Origin of the sequence: Gemmatimonas aurantiaca T-27 (assembly GCF_000010305.1) — a bacterium.
In the GTDB taxonomy this organism is placed as follows: domain Bacteria; phylum Gemmatimonadota; class Gemmatimonadetes; order Gemmatimonadales; family Gemmatimonadaceae; genus Gemmatimonas; species Gemmatimonas aurantiaca.
Genome location: NC_012489.1, coordinates 1812436 through 1830008 on the forward strand (window position 1 = coordinate 1812436; position 17573 = coordinate 1830008).

Sequence of the window (17573 nt, forward strand, 5' to 3'; positions counted from 1 at the left end):
AGAGGGCTGGCTGCGTGGGATGGAGCAGAAGCTGCCGAGTATCGGCTGCGCTCGCTGTCACCCCCGCATATTGTCGCAGTCGGTGCTTGGGCGGATGACGCAAATGGATCAGCATGCGCAACTAGTACGCGTAATGTTTCGAGAGAAACTTGCCGGAAGGCGAGAAGACGTGATACAGCATCTGCCGCCCGGCCTGCGGATGTTGTGGATCGGCAGCGATGAGAACGCTGTCCAGTGAGAGGACCAGAATCGAACGACGCAAATGCAATGTGGCGTAGTTCGCATCTGCAGCGATCGCAATCGAATCCACGCGCCGCTTGAGATTCGCGCAGACGACCGAATCAGAAACAATCACCGGAAGCTGGGCTTTCAGCGGCAAATTGGTGGCTCGCCGATACGCAAGATTCCTGGTGCTCGACATGACACCTTCCCACCAACTCAGCGTGCCACGTACGCCCTCGTCCGTGGCCGTCAGGCACGGGGCGCCCAACACTTTCCGTGATTCAGCGAGCGACGGAGATTGGAGCCCGTTGGAAACGAATTGAGCGCTGATCGCGAGAATCCCGACGGCGGTGATGATACTGAACATCATGTGTGCCTCATCCGACAGAGGGCAGAACCTTCGCGGGTGTCACAGCGCAGTGTGGAGCTGTACAGTGGTTCCCGATCTGGTCCCTTTCAACCTTGGGTGGCCAACCGTTTCAAATGGACCAACCAGAATTACCCCTTTCGGACAATGGCACCACACCCCCGCCAAGAGTCGATTCCTTCCCGGCGACACGGCGCGGGGATGTCTCCCCTGAGCCGACGACTCGGGACGACGACGTGGAGGCGCGGTGCGACGGAAACAGACCCTCTCGCAGGTCCGGCTGCTGAAAGAACAGGCATTGCCCGCCGTCCAGGACTTCCTCGGGGCGCATCGACCGTCGCCCACGTATGTCATGCGTCTCCACGATGAACGGCCGGAAAATTCCATCCGCATTGGATTCCGGCCGAGTGGCTTGCCGGCCGATACGAACGCGAGTGGCACGTTGGTGATCGACGTCGCTCCGGAGACCCTGGTGTTTCATGCGCGATTCGACGGGGCGCCATGGCATCGGCCGTATTCGTACTTTCTGCCGCCCATCACACGCGCCAACGTCGAACACACGGCGATCATCGATCGCATTGCGTGTTTTGTGGAAGACGGGATCGACTACTTTCGCCTGCAACCGCCAGAATCAGACCTCGGCTCCATGTTCGGTCGGCCCATGTGATTGGTCCCCGCACGATGTGGCAACGGCCGCTCGTGCGGAGACAGGTCGAACATTCAGGCGGAAGCCGAAGCGTCAGCCCCGCGATCTCGAACGACCAGTAGTCCCACCACGGTGAGCGCCGCAAACAGAGCACCCGCCAGAAACGTGGCCTGGGGCCCATGCCGATCCCACAGCAGCCCGGCCAAGGCACTCGCCGCCAACAGCACCACGCCCGTGATCAGGTTGTATACGCCGAACGCGGTGCCTCGCAGCGACGCCGGTGCCGCGTCTGCGATAAGGGTGGAGAGCAGTCCCTGGGTGAATCCCATGTACAGCCCCCACAACACCAGACCGATACCCAAGGCCGTGAACGTGCTTGCAAATGCCAGCACCACGTCGGCCACGATCAGGAGCAGCAGCCCCACGATCAGCAACGTCGTGCGGTTCATGCGATCGGACAGCACCCCCACGGGATACGCCGACAACGAATAGGCGAGGCTCATCACCACCAGTACCATGGGAATGAGGGCAGTGGTCATGCCCAACGACTGCGCCCGCAGAATCAGAAATGCTTCGCTGAATCGCGCGAACGTGAACGCGGTGGCAATGAACACCACGCGCCAGTACGCGGCCCCGAGTTGCCGCATCTCCGCGCGCCGGAGCGGCATGCGTGCTGTGCGCTGCGCCGCCGAACGTGCGGGTTCGTGCACCGCCACGAGCAGCACCACCACTGCCACCACCGCCGGAATGACGGCTACCCAGAATACCGTGCGAAAGTGATTCGCCGTGGTCCACATCAGTCCGATAGCGAGCAACGGCCCGAGGAATGCACCGATCGTATCGAGGGACTGCCGCAAACCGAACGCGGCGCCACGCATCTCTGGTGGGGTGATATCCGCAACCAGTGCATCACGCGGCGCACCACGAATCCCTTTGCCCACACGATCGATGAATCGGGCAGCCACCAACCAGCTCAGCGACGATGCCAACGGGAAGATCGGCTTGGTCGCGGCAGCCAGGCCGTAGCCCAATACCGCGAGCAGCTTGCGTCGTCCGAGCCAGTCGCTGAGTGCCCCAGAGAACACTTTGGTGACGGCGGCGATCGCTTCTGCCGCGCCTTCAATGAGGCCAACCGCGACAGCCGATGTACCCAGCACGGTCACCATGTACACGGGCAGCAGCGCATGGATCATCTCCGAAGAGATGTCCATCAACATCGAGACAAAACCCAGCGCCCAAACCCCTCGCGGAATACGCGCGCTCACGCGAGCACCGCGTCTCTCGTGCTTTCCGCTGCCATATCCGTTGTGGCATCCGGTGTTGCATCCGCCGGCCAATGCGCCGAGATCTCCGGCAAGTGCACCTCGATCCAATCGGCCAATACACGCACATGCTCCGCAGCTTCCACCCCAAGCGGCGTGAGCGAATACTCGACGTGCGGCGGCACCACATCAAAGGCTTCGCGATGCACGATGCCGTCGTGCTCGAGCGCCTGCAGCGTCTGCGCCAGCATCCGTTCGCTCACCCCTCCCACTCGGCGACGCAATGCGCTGAACCGCATCGTCCCGTGCTGCAGCGCGATGAGCACCAACACGCCCCAGCGACTGGTCAGGTGCATGAGCACCGCTCTCGATGGACAGTTCGCGGCCAGCAAATCCCCGCGCCCGAGCTTCGCCGACAATGTCTCCGGCGTCACGATGGCATCCCCGTGCATGACACTTACCTCTGTGTGCGTACTTACGAAAAGTTCGTGCTGTGACAATCTATCGCCCTCACCTTGGAAACAGGAGTAGGGCATGTCCATCGCTATCACTGCTGCCACCGGCCAGCTTGGCCGCCTCATTGTCGGAAAGCTCGTCGCCCGTGGTCTTTCCACCGATATCGTCGCCGTGGTCCGGAATCCGGACAAGGCGGCCGACCTTGGCGTTCCCGTCCGGGTGGGCGACTACACCGACTCCGCGAGCCTGGAGAAGGCATTCCAGGGCATCGATACGCTGCTGCTTATCTCGTCGAACGAGATCGGCCAGCGGGCGACGCAGCATCAGAACGCCATCGATGCGGCCAAGCGGGCCGGGGTACGTCATATCGTATACACGAGCCTTCTGCACGCCGACCGGTCCACGATCAGCCTGGCCGAGGAACACCGTCAGACGGAGCAGGCACTCGCGGCCTCCGGTATCCCGTTCACGTTGCTGCGCAATGGCTGGTACACGGAGAACTACACGGGCTCTATCGGTGGAGCGCTGGCTGGCGGCGCGTTCATCGGTAGCGCGGGGCAGGGCAAGCTGTCGCTGGCTACGCGGGCCGATTTTGCCGACGCCGCGGTGGCCGTGCTCACGTCTACCGGACATGAAGGACGGGTCTACGAACTGGCTGGCGACAGCGCCGTGACGTTGACCGATCTCGCAGCGGAAGTAGCCAAGCAGACCGGACGCGATCTGCCGTACCGCGACCTGCCGAGCGCGGATTACGCCAAAGCGCTGGCCAGCTTTGGGGTGCCGGAAGGGTTTGCCCACGCCATCGCCGGGTGGGACGTGGAAGCCGCCAAGGGGGCGCTCTTCGACGACTCCCGTCAGCTCTCGGCCTTGATCGGCCGGCCGACGACCTCGTTGCCCGTTGCGGTAACGCACGCACTGGCTGCAACATCGGAGTGAACGCGGACGTGGTCCCATCGGGTACCCGTCCTGACATCCTCGCTCCGATCGATGATCACGACTTTTTCTCTGGGTACCTGCGGGACTGACGGCAGGCGTGGTGGTGTGGCGACGGCGCTGCTGGCGCTGGTGCTGGTCGCCGCACCGGCGGGGCTGGGCGCCCAGGCCACGTCGGCCGCGCGCGCTCGCGCTGGTGAGGTGCCGGCCGCCATGGCCCTCATTCGTCAGGCCGATCTCAAGCGCGATCTCTACACGCTGGCTGGCGACGGGATGCGTGGGCGCGAGGCCGGCACCCCCGACGAAATGCGGGCCTCGATGTGGATCGCCGATGAGATGCGGAAGATCGGCGTGAGGCCGATCGGCGATGATGGCAGCTACTTCCAGTGGTGGAACATGATCCGCACCCGTGTGTCGACGGTCTCGACGCACGCGTCACTTGGCGGACAGGCGTTGGAAGTCTGGAAGGACTTTCTCCCGCTGGGCAGCAGCAGCGCGGATGTGGACGGGCCGGTGCTGTGGCTCGCCAACAGTGCCGACAGCACCATCGATGTACGTGGCAAGGTGGTGGCCACCCCCATCGTGACGCCCAGCGCGTCGAGTGTGCGCACGACCACCAATTCGGCCGAAGTGCGCTACGCCAATGCGGCCATTCAGGCCACCACGCAGCGTCTGGCCCGGCGTGGTGCCTTGGCAGTGATCATGGTGGCCGATGCCACGACCGACCAGGCCTTCGACGGGCTGGCATCCATCCGCTCGCGTGGCAGCTACGAGGTGGACCGCGCTGCGCAGAGGTTTGCCACACAACCCACGCGTGCGCCGATGCCGGTGCCGGCCAGTCAGGCGGGCACGCCGTTGTTCCTCGTGCGCGGCGCCACCGGTGTGCGATTGCAGCAGGCGCCGGCGTTCGAGGCGCACGTGCGTCTCGAGCGGTTCGAAACGCCATCGGTGAATATCGTCGGCGTCATCCGGGGTTCCGATCCGGTGCTGCGCAACGAATACGTGTTGTATAGCTCCCATCAGGATCACGACGGGGTGCGTTACGACGTCGATGGTGATTCGGTGTGGGCCGGCGCGGACGACAATGGTTCGGTGAGCGTGGCTCTGCTGGCGTCGGCACGTGCGTTCGTGAAGCAACCGGGCAAGCGCTCCATCCTGTTCGTGTTTCACGGCGCCGAGGAGCGTGGTCTGCTGGGGTCACGGTATCATGCCGCCCATCCGGTGGTGCCACGCGAGCGCATCGTGGCGGTGCTCAATGGTGACATGATCGGACGCAACCACCCGGACACGGCCACGTTGCTCGGTGTGCAACCGCCGCACCGCAACTCCACCGATCTGGTGACCATGGCCCTTCGGGCCAATGTGCTCACGGGCAAGTTCATCCTTGATTCATTGTGGGATCGGCCATCGCATCCGGAAGGCTGGTATTTCCGCAGCGACCATGTGCCGTACGCCCGCCTCAATATTCCGGCGGTCATGTACAGCACCAACCTGCATCCCGACTACCACACGCCGCGTGACAAGCCGGAGCGCATCGACTACGCCAAGCTCACTCGCATGACGAAGTGGATGTATCTCACCGGTTGGTTCGTCGCGACGGCACCCAAGCGCCCTGCGATCGACCCAGGCTTCAAGCTCGAGCGCTGACCATGTTCGTGATTTTTGTGGCGCCCCTGTTCTCGCCGGCCGCAACACAGATGATCGCGGCGACGCTGAACATTCCGCATGTGGAATTGGCCGTCGTCAGCCAACAATCACTCGATCAGCTCGCGCCATCGTTGGCGCAACGGTTGGTGGGGCATTGGCGCATCGATGACATCACCGATGTCACACAACTCGAAGCGGCGGTGCGCGCCCTGGGTTCGCGGCATGGGGCCATCGCCCGTTGTTTCGGGGCGTACGAGCAGGCGCAGTTGCCACTGGCGCTGGTGCGCGAGCGGTTGGGCATTGCCGGTCTGCCCAGCCATGCGGCCCACCAGTTCCGCGACAAGGCCCGCATGAAGGATGTCTTGCGAGCGGCGGGCGTACCGGTGGCGCGACACGCGCTCATCACCTCGGCTCTCGATGCCAGACACTTCGTCGCGCAGGTGGGTTATCCCATCGTGGTGAAGCCACCAGCCGGCGCCGGTGCGCGATCCACCGAGCGGGTGCGCGATGACGCCGAGCTCGAATCGATGCTGGCCCGCTTTGCGCCCTCGGCCGCAGATCCGATGCTTGGTGAAGAGTTCCTGCAGGGTACCGAACACTCCCTCGAGACCGTGTCCATCGGTGGCCGGGCTGTCTGGCATTCACTCACCCGCTACACCCCCACGCCACTCGAGGTGCTGGAGAACCCGTGGATCCAGTGGACGGTGTTGCTGCCACGCGAAGTGGACGATGCCCAGTACGACGACATTCGGGCTGTGGGTGACGAGGCTCTCACGGCGTTGGGCATGACCACCGGTGTCTCGCACTGCGAGTGGTTTCGCCGCACCGACGGGACACTCGCCATCAGCGAGATCGCCGCGCGGCCGCCTGGCGCGAACATGACCACGATGATGTCTCGCGCCAACGATATGGACTTCGTGGGGGCATGGGTGCGGCTCATGGTGCATGGCACGTTCACCCCACCGGAGCGCCGCTATGCCGTCGGCGCCGCCTACCTGCGCGGACAGGGCGAAGGTCGCGTGGCGCACATTCACGGCCTCGAGACCATCCAGCATGAACTCGGGCATCTGATCTGCGACGTGCGATTGCCGTACCAGGGGCAGACGCCCACCGGCAGTTACGAAGGCGAAGGGTTCATCATCCTTCGGCATCCGGAGACGGCGGTGGTCGAGCAGGCGCTCGTCCGCATTGTCTCCACCATTCGCGTGCAACTCGCTTGATCGCGTGCGCATCGTCCACGACGAGGCGATGTGCGTGACCACTCTTCTTTCAACCCATCCAGCGATGTCCAAGACGGTCCTGATGCTGACGCCGGGCTATCCCGGTGAGATGCCGCACTTCACGCGCGGCTTGTCCGAACATGGGGCGACCGTGTTGGGGGTGGCCAACGGGCCTGCACATGAATTGCCGGAGATGGCCCGTCGGCATCTCAGCGACTATCTGCAGGCACCGGACCTCTTCACCAACACCGATGCCGCCATCGCCCAGATCAAGCGCTGGCTTGGCACGCGCACCCTCGATCGTGTCTGCTGTCTGTGGGAACCTGGGGTCGAAGTGGCGGCCCAGATCCGGGAAGCGCTCGGGGTGCCGGGACAGTCCTACGAGCAGGCGCTTCGCTTCCGCAACAAAGATCTGATGAAGCAGGCGCTGTCGGCGGGTGGCGTGCGTGTGCCGCACCACGCGGTGGCCAGCAATGCAGCCGAGGTGTGGGCCGCGGCGGAACAGGTGGGATATCCGCTCATCATCAAGCCCATCGCTGGTGCGGGCTCGCAGGACACGTTCCGGTGTGACGACGAAAAAGAAGTGGCTGCGGCGATCAAGCAGTTGGGGCACATCGAGGTGGTCGATGTGGAAGAGTTCATCGATGGCGAAGAGTTCACCTACGACACCATCTGCGCCGGTGGTGACATCAAGTACTTCCACGTGGGCTACTATCGCCCACGTCCGCTGATTGCGCGCACGAACGAGTGGATTTCCCCGCAGACGCTCAGCTTCCGTCACGTGGACGATCCCTGGGTGGCCGGTGGACTGGCGCTTGGTGAACAGGTCATCAAGGTGTTGGGGTACGACACCGGCTTCACACATATGGAGTGGTATCGCAAGGCCAACGGGGAAGTGGTGTTTGGTGAAATCGCGGCGCGTCCACCCGGTGCCCGCACGGTTGACCTGATGAACTTCGCGAGTGATGTGGACCTGTTTCATGGCTGGGCCGAGGCCGAGCTGCTGGGCACGTTTTCGCTCGAGATCGAGCGCAAGTACAACGCGGCGTGCATCACGAAGCGGGCACACGGGCAGGGACGCATTCATCGCATCGAGGGGCTGGATCGCATCAAGGCCCGCTGTGGTGATGCCATCTGCGCGATCGACCTGCTGCCGATCGGTTCCATGCGGCGCGATTGGAAGAGCACACTGTTGTCCGATGGGTACATCACGCTGCGTCACCCGGATTGGCAGACCACGCAGGACCTGGCGGACTTCGTGGGCACGGACCTGCATCTGTACGCCGGCTGATCGGCACCGATCGCAACGGATCGTGGAACGTTTGGCGGCCGCGACACCTTGGAACCATGTGGCGCGGCCGCCTCAGCGGTGGTAGGGCTCCCGCAACGACTGATCGCGTGGTGCGGGGGCCACGCGGTTTTTTCAGAGGGAAACGGGTGTCCGTGAAAGCGATCCAGTAGCGGCACGGGGCTTGCCTTTCGGTGTGGTGCGGATGGCCGGAGGGTGGTCCGCGCTGTTCTCTGACCCGTCAGGTGCCATGTCCAGGATTCTCGAAGAGCCGTCGGTTGATCCGATCCGCAGCTATTTCTCCCAGCTGTGTGTCATGCTCACCGGGATCGCCACCGGGGTCGTGCATCCCCCGGTCGAAGACGCGGCCTTGCCCGCGACATTCCACATGGGCCGCCGCGATGGCTATCACGTCGTCGTCGCCCATCTGGCCTCCAGCCGATCGCTGCGGGAAGCGGCCGACAAGTGCCTGGCGTTTGGGCGTGGCGTCGAGGAACGCGCCGAAAACCACCCCTACGGGCCGGAATGGTCGCAGGGCTTTGCCGCCGCCACACTGGGAGCGGCCGCCGATATCGCGATGTATGCCGCCAGTGGCATGGTCCCTCCGGTCGACCGCGCCCGTCTGCGCGCGGCTCGTACCGCCGCTCGGCACCTCTCGCCCTTGCACGGCCTGTTCACGCCCAAGCCCTCCGGCGCCGAGCCGCCGGCCAGCAACCGGGAGTGGTGAGCGGCTGACCGCACACCGCACCAGCACATCGGGTCCGCGAGTCATCGCGGGCCCTTTTTGTTTTCACGTCCCTATATTGCCAGCCATGCCAAAGAAGCCAGCCGTCGTGCTCGACGCGCGTGCACTCGACCGCACGCTGCGCCGCATGGCCGATCAGATCGTCGAACTCAATGCCGGAACGGACCACCTCGTACTGGTGGGAATCCAGCGTCGTGGAGTGCAACTCGCCGACCGCCTCGTGCGCATCATCCTGGCGCAGGAAGGGGTGGAAGTGGCCAGTGGGGCGCTCGACATCACGCTCTATCGTGATGACCTGCAGACCGTCGGCCCTCGGCCGGTCGTCGGCGCCACGAAGCTGCCGTGGACGCTCGACGGCAAACGGGTCGTGATTGTCGACGATGTCCTGTACACCGGTCGCACCGTGCGTGCGGCGCTCGACGAACTCGCCGACTTCGGACGCCCGGCGCGCATCGGGCTGGCGGTCCTGGTCGACCGCGGTGGACGGGAGCTGCCCATCCACGCCGATGTCGTGGGCCGCAAGGTGGAAGTCGCCCCGGATCAACGCGTCGACGTTTTTGTCACCGAACTCGATGGGCGCGATGAAGTGGTGATCGCGGCGCGCGAAGAGGAGGGCTGAACGGATGGCCGGTCCCCTTGGCAAGGACCTGCTGGGACTCGCGCCGCTGTCGGCCGAGCAGATCCGGTTGGTGCTCGACACTGCGATCCCGTTCCGTGAGATCTCCGAACGGGCCATCAAAAAGGTGCCCACGCTGCGTGGCGCCACGATCGTCAATCTGTTCTTCGAAGCGTCCACCCGCACGCGCATCTCGTTCGAGTTTGCCGAGAAGCGGCTGAGTGCCGATACGGTCAACGTTGCGGTCGCCGGTTCCAGTGTGTCGAAGGGCGAAACCCTGGTCGACACGGCGCGCAATCTCGAGGCGATGAAGATCGACATGGTGGTGATCCGCCACCCGGCATCGGGGGCGGCGCGCTTCCTGGCCGAACGCATCGAGTCGAACGTCATCAATGCGGGTGATGGCACCAACGAACATCCCACGCAGGGACTGCTCGACATGCTCACGCTGCGCGACCGGCTGGGTGACCTGGCCGGCAAGCGTATCTGCATCGTGGGTGACGTGCTGCATTCGCGGGTGGCCCGTTCGAATATCTGGGGGCTCAAGAAGCTGGGGGCGGAGGTCGCCGTGTGCGGTCCGCGCTCGCTGCTGCCCAACGCCATCGGCGAGATGGGTGTCACCGTGTTCGATCGTGTGGAAGCGGCCATCGAATGGGCCGATGCCCTCAACATTCTCCGGCTGCAGCTCGAACGCATGCAGGCCGGCTACATCCCGTCGTTGCGCGAATACAACCGCGTCTTCGGCGTCACCAGTGCGCGACTCGAACATGCGTCGCGTGATCTTCTCATCCTGCACCCTGGCCCGATGAATCGCGGCGTGGAAATCGACAGTGACGTGGCCGACGGCCCGCACTCGGTCATTCTCGATCAGGTCACCAACGGCGTGGCCGTTCGCATGGCCGTGCTCTATCTGCTTGCCGGCGGCAAGCCCGAACTTGCCGATGCGGCGCAGAAGGGGGTGGCGTGATGTCGAACGGAACACGTGATCTGTTGTTGCGTGGTGGTCGCATCGTCGACCCGTCGCAGAGCCTCGATGTCGTGGGTGATGTGCTGGTGCGCAATGGCGTGATCGAACACGCCGGCAGCACCATCGGTACGCCCGATGGCGCCGAGGTGGTGGACGTGAGCGGCCTCGTGGTCGCTCCGGGCCTCATCGATGTGCACATCCATTTGCGTGAGCCGGGCCGCGAAGATGTGGAAACCGTTGCCACAGGCGCACACAGCGCGGTGGCCGGCGGATTCACCGGTGTATGTGCGATGCCCAACACCAAGCCGGTGACCGACAACCAGGCCACGGTGGGTTTCGTGAAGCGGCAGGGCGAGGCCGCCGGGTTTGCGCGGGTCTATCCGTACGGCGCGATTTCGCTCGGTCAGAAGGGTGAGACCCTCGCGGAATTCGGCGAGATGGTGCAGGCCGGTGCGGTCGCGTTCAGCGACGATGGCCGTCCGGTGGAAAGCGCGCATCTCATGCGCACGGCGCTCGAATACGCGCGTGCGTTCAACGTGCCGGTGGCCGAGCACTGCGAAGACATGACGCTGGCGCGTGGTGGGTCGATGAACGAAGGGCTCATGAGCGCAAAGCTCGGCCTCAAGGGCATCCCCGCCGAAGCCGAAGAGATCTATGTCATTCGTGACATCCTGCTCGCCAAGCGCACTGGTGGTCATATCCACATGTGTCACCTGTCCACCAAGGGCTCGGTCGAACTGGTGCGCTGGGGCAAGGAGCGCGGGATCAACGTGACCGCCGAGGTGTGCTCGCACCACATCTCGCTCACCGAGGCGGCGGTGGATGGGTACAACACCAATGCCAAGATGAATCCGCCGCTGCGCACGCAGGAAGACATCGACGCACTGCAGGCAGGATTGGCCGACGGCACCATCGATCTGCTGGTGACCGATCACGCGCCGCACCACTACGACGAAAAGGAACGCGAGTTCGCCGATGCGCCGAACGGTATTGTCGGCCTCGAGACCGCACTCGGCGTCAATTGCACATACCTGCTGCATCCTGGCGTGATGACGCTGTCGCAGATGATCGACGCGATGAGCTGCAAGCCGGCCAAGGTGTTCCATCTGCCCGGTGGCACGCTCACGCGCGGCGCGGTGGGTGATGTGTCGGTCTTCGACCCCAACAAGAAGTGGACGGTCGATCCGAAGCAGTTCAAGTCGAAGGGACGCAACACGCCGTACGGTGGACATGAACTCACCGGCCAGGCGCTGCTCACGGTGGTGGGCGGCCGCGTGGTGTATCGGCTCGCGTGAACCAGATGATGCGCGCCCTGTGAGCACCGTCACGGGGCTGCTGGCAGAAATCGTCGAACAGGCCGAGGCTCTTGCCTTGGCCTGTCGTCGTCTGCATGCCGGCGGATTGCTGGCAGGTGCGGAGGGCAACCTCTCCGTGCGGCTGTCGGATAGCACGATACTCATCACGGCATCCGGCGTGGACAAGGCGCGCATCCATGCCGGTCAGGTGGTGCGGGTGCACGCCGATGGCGCGCCGCATCACGAGCCGGAGAGCATGGGCCGGATGTGTGACGGTACCGACACACCACGGGGTGACAGTCCGGTCCGCGCCTCGTCGGAGTTGGGGATGCATGTGGCGTGTTACGCCGCGCGACCGGATGTGCGCGGCATCGTGCACGCCCATCCACCGGTGGCCACGGGGTTTGCCGTGGCGGGTCTTTCGCTGCCCGCCGATGTACTACCGGAGGTGCCGGTGATTGTGGGACCGGTGGCCCTGGTACCGTACGGACGCCCGGGCACCCCCGCACTCGCCGCTGTTCTGGAACCGTTTTTTGCCGCGCATGAGGTGTTTCTGTTGGCCAATCATGGTGTGACCGCAGTGGGGCGCTCGCTCACCGACGCATTGCTGCGCATGGAGAGCGTGGAGCAGGCCGCACGTATCGTGGCAGTGGCCCGCCTGCTGGGAGGAGAGCAGCGGCTCCCGGCCGGTGAGGCCGCCGCGCTTGCCTCGCTTCGCCGTTCGCGTGAGCTTCCCTCTGAGCCTTCCTCCCGATCCCTATGACGGAGCAGAACGTCGTGTCCATCGAAGAAGTGCGTGTCCTCGTCGCCGAACGGCAGCGCTATGACGATTGGCTGGCGGCCCTCGAGGCGCGCCGCGCGGAAACGCCCCAGCGTGTATTCGAACGCGTGTTTGGTGACTACAGCGGCCGTCGCGCCGAGGTCATGAACCAGTTGCACACGCATGTCGATGGTCTGGCGAGCCTGAGCACGGAGCTCGACCATCGACTGTCGGAACTCGAAACCACTCTCGCATCGCTCGAGGATGAACGGGTCGAGGCCATGCTGCGCACCGCCGTTGGCGAGTTCGACGACACCCGCTGGGAAGAGGTGCGGGCGCAGGTCGAGGAGCGCATCGTGCAGTTGGGGCAGGAGCGGGATGGTCTGCTGACCGAAGTGGACGAAGTGCGGACACTGCTCGCCAGTGCACGCGTGGAGCCCGATCCGATGGTCGAGGCACCGGTCGTGCCGATCGCCGCCGACGCCGCTGCGGACCTCGCATCGAACACCGCACCAGGTGGCGATGTGGTCGACAACGCCGCTCCCACGCCAACGGGGCATGTGCCGACGCCTGCGGCGGCGGTCACGGCGGCGGTCACGGTGGCATTCGAGGCGGCACCCGAGGCAGCACCCGTTGTGCCCACACCGGCCAGCGTCACACCGGTTGCAGCGACACCAGTGACGGCGACACCGGCGGTGAACGAGTTCGTGTCGGTGTCTCTGGTCAGTGATCTGGCATCGGTGGCTACCGCCACGCCTCTTGGCAGTGACAGTGTGGTCACGGCGGAGACCGAGGCACGCGCCGCCGAACCCACACCGCTGCCCGTCGTGGCTTCACACGACGACGAAGCCGAAGACGTGACGGCGCTTTTCGAAGTCCGCGATGGGTTACCGTCACGGTCATTGCCGGAGTCCGTGATCAACCTGGTTTCGGAGATCCCGCCGCGGCCGTCGCCGAACCCCATCGGAGCTCCGCCGGTGGAATTCGACGACGCCATGGCGCTGTTCTCCGACCATGCGGCGCCTGCGGATCCGGGTTTCGTGAAGTCGCTGGACGGCATCGAAGTGGAGATCGATGTGCCCACGAAGGCCAAGGGACCGGCGCAGCCGGATGCGTTCACCGCGACCGCCACTCCGCCGTCGAATACCTCCGACCCGTTCGATGATCTGGCGTTCCTGCGCTCGGTGATCGACCCCGGTGGCGCGCCGCTGCCTCCCGCACCAAGCCATCAGGCGCCAAACCATCAGGCGTCAGGCAACCCGCGCGCGTCAGGGGGCGAGACTCCGAAGACCCTGCGTTGCACCGAGTGTGGCACGATGAACCTGCCCACCGAGTGGTACTGCGAGCGGTGCGGGGGAGAGCTGGCGGCGTTCTGACCCGCAGTGGTCGCCAGAAACACAGAAGGCCGGACTCGTAGTGAGTCCGGCCTTCTGTCTGTTCGGTCAGCCCAACAGGCTCAGGCAGCGCTGGCTGCGGCCTGCTTGGCGAGGCGGCTCTTCACACGGGCCGCGGCGTTGCGATGAATCAGGCCCTTGCGTGCCGCGCGATCGAGCAGCGAGACGGCAGTGAGATGATCGGCCGCCGCAGCAGTCGCCACGCGGGCCTTCTTCACGGCGGTACGAAGCGCCGAGCGCTGGGCGCGATTGCGGACGGCAGCCGCACGCGACCGACGAAGGTCCTTCTTGGCAGACTTGATATTCGGCACGAAAAGCTCCTGGTCCTGCTTCTTGAGTTACGCGGTACTGTGGGATGTGTGTCGGAACAGACCGAAGAAGATATCCAGCACAGGCTCGGGGGTCAAGCTGCGATTCCCGCACGCGCGTACGTTTTCCGCCACCAGCGACGGTTTTGACACCCCTCCGGCCACGGGCTACCTTCCGATCCGGATTTGCTTGCATTCGCGTCCCCGCCGCCCGCCGGCGGGACCCCCCTCTGGTGCCTCGGTGGATTTCGCCCAGCAACTCGCCCTCGTGTTTCCCGTGCTGCTCTTCTCGATGGTCGCCCACGAGTATGCACACGGGTACGCGGCGCTCAAACAGGGGGACATGACCGCCTATCAGCTCGGGCGGCTCACGTTCAACCCGATCAAGCACATCGACCCGTTCATGACCATCATCCTCCCGGTGATGCTCGCGTTTCTGGGGGGGCCGATCTTCGGCGGGGCCAAGCCCGTGCCGGTCAACCCGCGCAACTATCGCAACTACCGTCGTGGGGACATCATCGTGTCCCTCGCCGGTGTGATCACCAATGTCGGTATCGCGATCGCCTGTGTGCCGCTCGTCATACTCGTGGGCGTGCTCGGGCAGCAGATTCCGGGTCTGATCCGCCCGCTTGGGGTACTGCAGCAGATGCTCATCGCCGGGGTGTTCATCAATCTGATCCTGGCGGCGTTCAACCTGATCCCGATCCCGCCGCTCGACGGTTCCCACGTCTTCAAGTATCTCCTGCCGCCCAAGTGGTCGCTCCAGTATCAGCGCCTTGGTGCCGTGGGACTGCTGGTGCTCTTCGCTGTGCTTTCGTTTGGCCGCCCGCTGGTGGACGCCTGGCTCTCGCCGGCGTACTTCCTGCGCATTCTGGCCGAGCGGGTGTACTTTCCGTATCTGTTGCCCAACCCCTTCGCCACGTAATTCGCGTGATTGCTCCCAACTTCCGCACCGCCGAGGCCGAGGGGCCGTCGTTTGTCGTCGAGCTGAGCCAGTTCACCGGCCCGCTCGATCTGCTGCTGTCGCTGATTCGCGATGAGCAGGTCGACATCTACGACATCCCCATCGCCCGCATCGCCGAGCAGTTCCTGGCCCGGGTCGGCTCGCTCGGGCTCGACGAAGCAGCCGACTATCTCGAGATGGCTGCCCGCCTGCTGCGCATCAAGGCGCAGATGCTGTTGCCCCGCGCCGACGGAGAAGACGCGTGGGAAGATCCGCGCGCCGAACTCGTACGTCGCCTGCTCGAGTATCAGCAGATGCGCGAAATCGTCGATCTGCTCGAGCGTCGCGGCGAGGAGCGCCGTCATCAGTTCCCACGCCGGTTCGTGCCGGTGTCGGTGGACATCACGCCGCTCAATGCGCCCCTCGCGCTGGCACTCGGCGATCTGCTCGGTGCCGTGGATCGCGTGTTGCGCACGAGCAAGGAACCGACGCTGCACGAAGTCATCCCGCGCGCGCTCGACGTGGCCGGGGCCATGACGTCGATCCGTTCGGTCATTGCGATGCGTCGCCACTGCCGCTGGTCCGACCTCGTCGGTACCGACGCGGAGCCGTGGCAGATTTTGTCGGTCCTGCTGGCCCTGCTCGAAATGGCGAAGTTGGGCGAACTGCATCTTGCGCAGCATCAGCCTTTCGCCTCTGTGGAGATTCGTCGTGACGCCGTTAGCGAAGCTGCTTGAAGCCGCACTGTTTGCGGCGGCGCGGCCTCTTTCCCTCGAAGCCCTGTCAGCCCTCGATGCCGAAGCCAGTCCGGCGGCGGTGAGTGCGGCGGTCGACGAGTTGCGTGAGCACTACGACGTCGATGGGCATGGCGTCGAGCTGGTGGAACAGGGTGGTGGATGGCAGATCCTGACGCGGGCCGAATTCGCCGAGGCGATCGAGCGTGCGCAGGTGGCCGTGCGTCCGCAGAAGCTCTCCGCTGCCGCGCTCGAAACACTGGCGATCGTGGCGTATCGCCAGCCGATCGGCCGCGCGGAAATCGAAGAGATCCGTGGTGTGGCGGTGGGCTCGGTGCTCAAGTCCCTGCATGAACGAGGGCTCATCGACATCGTCGGACGCAGCGAGGGCATCGGTCGACCGTTGCTGTATGGCACCACGCCACAATTCCTCGAGCAGTTCGCCCTGCGGCATCTCGAGGAGCTGCCGCGTGCCGATGAACTCGCGATCGCCCTGCGCGGCGCGGGCAACTCCGCGGTCGTGCCCGAGTGACGCCGCCGCGTGGTCGCAGCGGCGGCGCGGCCGGACGGGGCGGGTCGTCAGCCAGAGGGGGGGCGGGCAAGGGCCCAGCCCGCGGACCGGCCAAGGGGCCGGCGCGAGGCCCCGCCAAAGGGGCGTCCAAGGGGCCGGCACGAGGAGGTCCTCCAGCCAAAGGCGCCTCTTCACGGGCCGGAGCGCCGAGGAGCAGCGCGCCCAAGAGCGACGGGCTGCAACGGAGTGCGCAGAAGCCTGGCGCACCGAAAGCCGGGGCACCGAAGGCCACCACTACAGGTGGCGCTCCGAAGGCGGGTGCCGGCAAGGGTGATCCCCGTCGAAAGGGACCGCGCAAGGGCCCCGGTCAGGCGCCGTCACCGTATTCACGGAGTGGCAGCACCGTCAAAGCACGTGAAGAAGGCCCGATGCGTGTGCAGCGCGCCTTGGCCCGTGTGGGCGCCGTCTCCCGACGCGAAGCCGACAAGGCGGTGGCCGAGGGCCGTGTGCAGGTGAACGGGACCACGGCGATTGTTGGGCAGTTGGTGGATCCAGCCCGTGATCGCATCACGCTCGATGGTACGCCGGTGGCCACTCAGGTCACGGCGCATCGCTGGATCGTGCTGCACAAGCCGGCTGCGGTCATGACCACCCGCAAGGACCCGGAAGGACGAGCCACGGTGTTCGATCTCGTGGACGACGCGCCGGGACTCGTGTACGTGGGACGTCTCGATTTCATGACCGAGGGAGTTCTGCTGCTCACCACCGACGGTACGGCGGCGCACGTACTGACCCACCCCAGCCATGAAGTGGAACGCACCTATGTGGCCACGGTACGCGGTGATGCCGTCACGGCGGCTCGTGAGGCACGGCGTGGTGTCAAGCTCGACGACGGCCTGGTCGTTCCTTCCGAAGTGACCGCCTATCCCCTCGGCGAGCGGCGTTGGGCCTTCGAACTGACGATCACAGAAGGGCGTACCCATGAAGTACGCCGCATCTGCGACGCGTTGGGGCTGGAGGTGGAGCGGTTGGTGCGCACACGCTTCGGTCCTGTGCGTCTTGGCGAACTGCCTTCCGGTGCGGCACGGGCATTGACCAGTGCGGAGCGCACCGTACTTGATGCGCTGACCGGTCAGGGGTAGCCACACAGGGTTGTCCCTCTCCGGGTTGTTTCCGGGGAGGGAGCACTCTGCTCGTCCCCGCCGTGGAGCAGACCGATCGCCCCGGGGTATCTGCCGCAAATGACAGCTTCTTTCAGA

The 17573-nt window shown here is 65.0% G+C and carries 19 protein-coding genes; 15 read left to right on the forward strand and 4 right to left on the reverse strand.

Going from position 1 to position 17573, the window contains the following annotated elements; translation table 11 throughout:
• Positions 1–121: 121 nt before the first annotated feature.
• On the reverse strand, positions 122–592 hold the full coding sequence (locus GAU_RS07710) for a hypothetical protein (RefSeq protein ID WP_012682994.1): 471 nt from the start codon (positions 590–592) through the stop codon (positions 122–124).
• A gap of 244 nt (positions 593–836) precedes the next feature.
• Between GAU_RS07710 and GAU_RS07715 the strand changes: the two genes are divergently transcribed.
• Positions 837–1256, forward strand: a complete 420-nt coding sequence (locus tag GAU_RS07715) for a hypothetical protein (RefSeq protein ID WP_012682995.1) — start codon at positions 837–839, stop codon at positions 1254–1256.
• Positions 1257–1309: 53 nt separating this feature from the next.
• Here the strand turns inward: GAU_RS07715 and GAU_RS07720 are convergent, their stop codons facing one another.
• Together GAU_RS07720 and GAU_RS07725 are read right to left on the reverse strand one after the other, a co-directional pair.
• Complete coding sequence (locus GAU_RS07720) at positions 1310–2452, reverse strand: MFS transporter (RefSeq protein ID WP_083765529.1); 1143 nt, start codon at positions 2450–2452, stop codon at positions 1310–1312.
• 44 nt (positions 2453–2496) lie between these two features.
• Positions 2497–2949, reverse strand: a complete 453-nt coding sequence (locus GAU_RS07725; RefSeq protein WP_012682997.1) for a winged helix-turn-helix transcriptional regulator — start codon at positions 2947–2949, stop codon at positions 2497–2499.
• A gap of 82 nt (positions 2950–3031) precedes the next feature.
• On the opposite strand from GAU_RS07725, the gene GAU_RS07730 reads away from it, so the two are divergent.
• The 10 genes from GAU_RS07730 to GAU_RS07775 all read left to right on the forward strand — a co-directional run bounded on the left by GAU_RS07730 (position 3032) and on the right by GAU_RS07775 (position 13800).
• Positions 3032–3889: an SDR family oxidoreductase gene (locus GAU_RS07730; RefSeq protein ID WP_012682998.1), complete on the forward strand. Its 858-nt coding sequence runs from the start codon at positions 3032–3034 to the stop codon at positions 3887–3889.
• A 51-nt stretch (positions 3890–3940) separates the two neighbouring features.
• Positions 3941–5533 carry a M28 family peptidase gene (locus GAU_RS07735; RefSeq protein ID WP_083765530.1) on the forward strand — a complete coding sequence of 531 codons (1593 nt, stop codon included), beginning with the start codon at positions 3941–3943 and terminating at the stop codon, positions 5531–5533.
• A gap of 2 nt (positions 5534–5535) precedes the next feature.
• Positions 5536–6753 (forward strand): ATP-grasp domain-containing protein, encoded by a 1218-nt coding sequence (locus tag GAU_RS07740; RefSeq protein ID WP_012683000.1) that lies wholly within the window; start codon positions 5536–5538, stop codon positions 6751–6753.
• 64 nt (positions 6754–6817) lie between these two features.
• Entirely contained in the window at positions 6818–8044 is a 1227-nt protein-coding gene (locus GAU_RS07745; RefSeq protein WP_012683001.1) for an ATP-grasp domain-containing protein, read from the forward strand.
• Positions 8045–8291: 247 nt separating this feature from the next.
• Positions 8292–8768, forward strand: a complete 477-nt coding sequence (locus GAU_RS07750) for a hypothetical protein (protein ID WP_012683002.1) — start codon at positions 8292–8294, stop codon at positions 8766–8768.
• An 85-nt stretch (positions 8769–8853) separates the two neighbouring features.
• Complete coding sequence (pyrR, locus tag GAU_RS07755; protein WP_012683003.1) at positions 8854–9405, forward strand: bifunctional pyr operon transcriptional regulator/uracil phosphoribosyltransferase PyrR; 552 nt, start codon at positions 8854–8856, stop codon at positions 9403–9405.
• 4 nt (positions 9406–9409) lie between these two features.
• On the forward strand, positions 9410–10369 hold the full coding sequence (locus tag GAU_RS07760; protein WP_012683004.1) for an aspartate carbamoyltransferase catalytic subunit: 960 nt from the start codon (positions 9410–9412) through the stop codon (positions 10367–10369).
• Positions 10369–11664 carry a dihydroorotase gene (locus GAU_RS07765; RefSeq protein WP_012683005.1) on the forward strand — a complete coding sequence of 432 codons (1296 nt, stop codon included), beginning with the start codon at positions 10369–10371 and terminating at the stop codon, positions 11662–11664. The genes GAU_RS07760 and GAU_RS07765 overlap by 1 nt, the downstream gene beginning before the upstream one ends.
• A gap of 19 nt (positions 11665–11683) precedes the next feature.
• Positions 11684–12427, forward strand: coding sequence for a class II aldolase/adducin family protein (locus GAU_RS07770; RefSeq protein WP_012683006.1), 744 nt, complete (start codon positions 11684–11686; stop codon positions 12425–12427).
• Positions 12424–13800, forward strand: a complete 1377-nt coding sequence (locus tag GAU_RS07775) for a hypothetical protein (RefSeq protein WP_012683007.1) — start codon at positions 12424–12426, stop codon at positions 13798–13800. Before GAU_RS07770 ends, GAU_RS07775 begins: the two co-directional genes overlap by 4 nt.
• A gap of 80 nt (positions 13801–13880) precedes the next feature.
• Here GAU_RS07775 and rpsT read toward each other — a convergent pair whose 3' ends face one another.
• Entirely contained in the window at positions 13881–14129 is a 249-nt protein-coding gene (gene rpsT / locus GAU_RS07780) for a 30S ribosomal protein S20 (RefSeq protein ID WP_012683008.1), read from the reverse strand.
• 238 nt (positions 14130–14367) lie between these two features.
• Between rpsT and GAU_RS07785 the strand changes: the two genes are divergently transcribed.
• The 4 genes from GAU_RS07785 to GAU_RS07800 all read left to right on the forward strand — a co-directional run bounded on the left by GAU_RS07785 (position 14368) and on the right by GAU_RS07800 (position 17456).
• Positions 14368–15051: a site-2 protease family protein gene (locus tag GAU_RS07785; protein ID WP_012683009.1), complete on the forward strand. Its 684-nt coding sequence runs from the start codon at positions 14368–14370 to the stop codon at positions 15049–15051.
• 5 nt (positions 15052–15056) lie between these two features.
• Positions 15057–15806, forward strand: a complete 750-nt coding sequence (locus GAU_RS07790; RefSeq protein ID WP_012683010.1) for a segregation and condensation protein A — start codon at positions 15057–15059, stop codon at positions 15804–15806.
• Positions 15781–16335: an SMC-Scp complex subunit ScpB gene (gene scpB / locus GAU_RS07795; protein WP_012683011.1), complete on the forward strand. Its 555-nt coding sequence runs from the start codon at positions 15781–15783 to the stop codon at positions 16333–16335. Before GAU_RS07790 ends, scpB begins: the two co-directional genes overlap by 26 nt.
• A gap of 407 nt (positions 16336–16742) precedes the next feature.
• Entirely contained in the window at positions 16743–17456 is a 714-nt protein-coding gene (locus GAU_RS07800; RefSeq protein WP_012683012.1) for a pseudouridine synthase, read from the forward strand.
• The last annotated feature ends 117 nt before the right edge of the window (positions 17457–17573 follow it).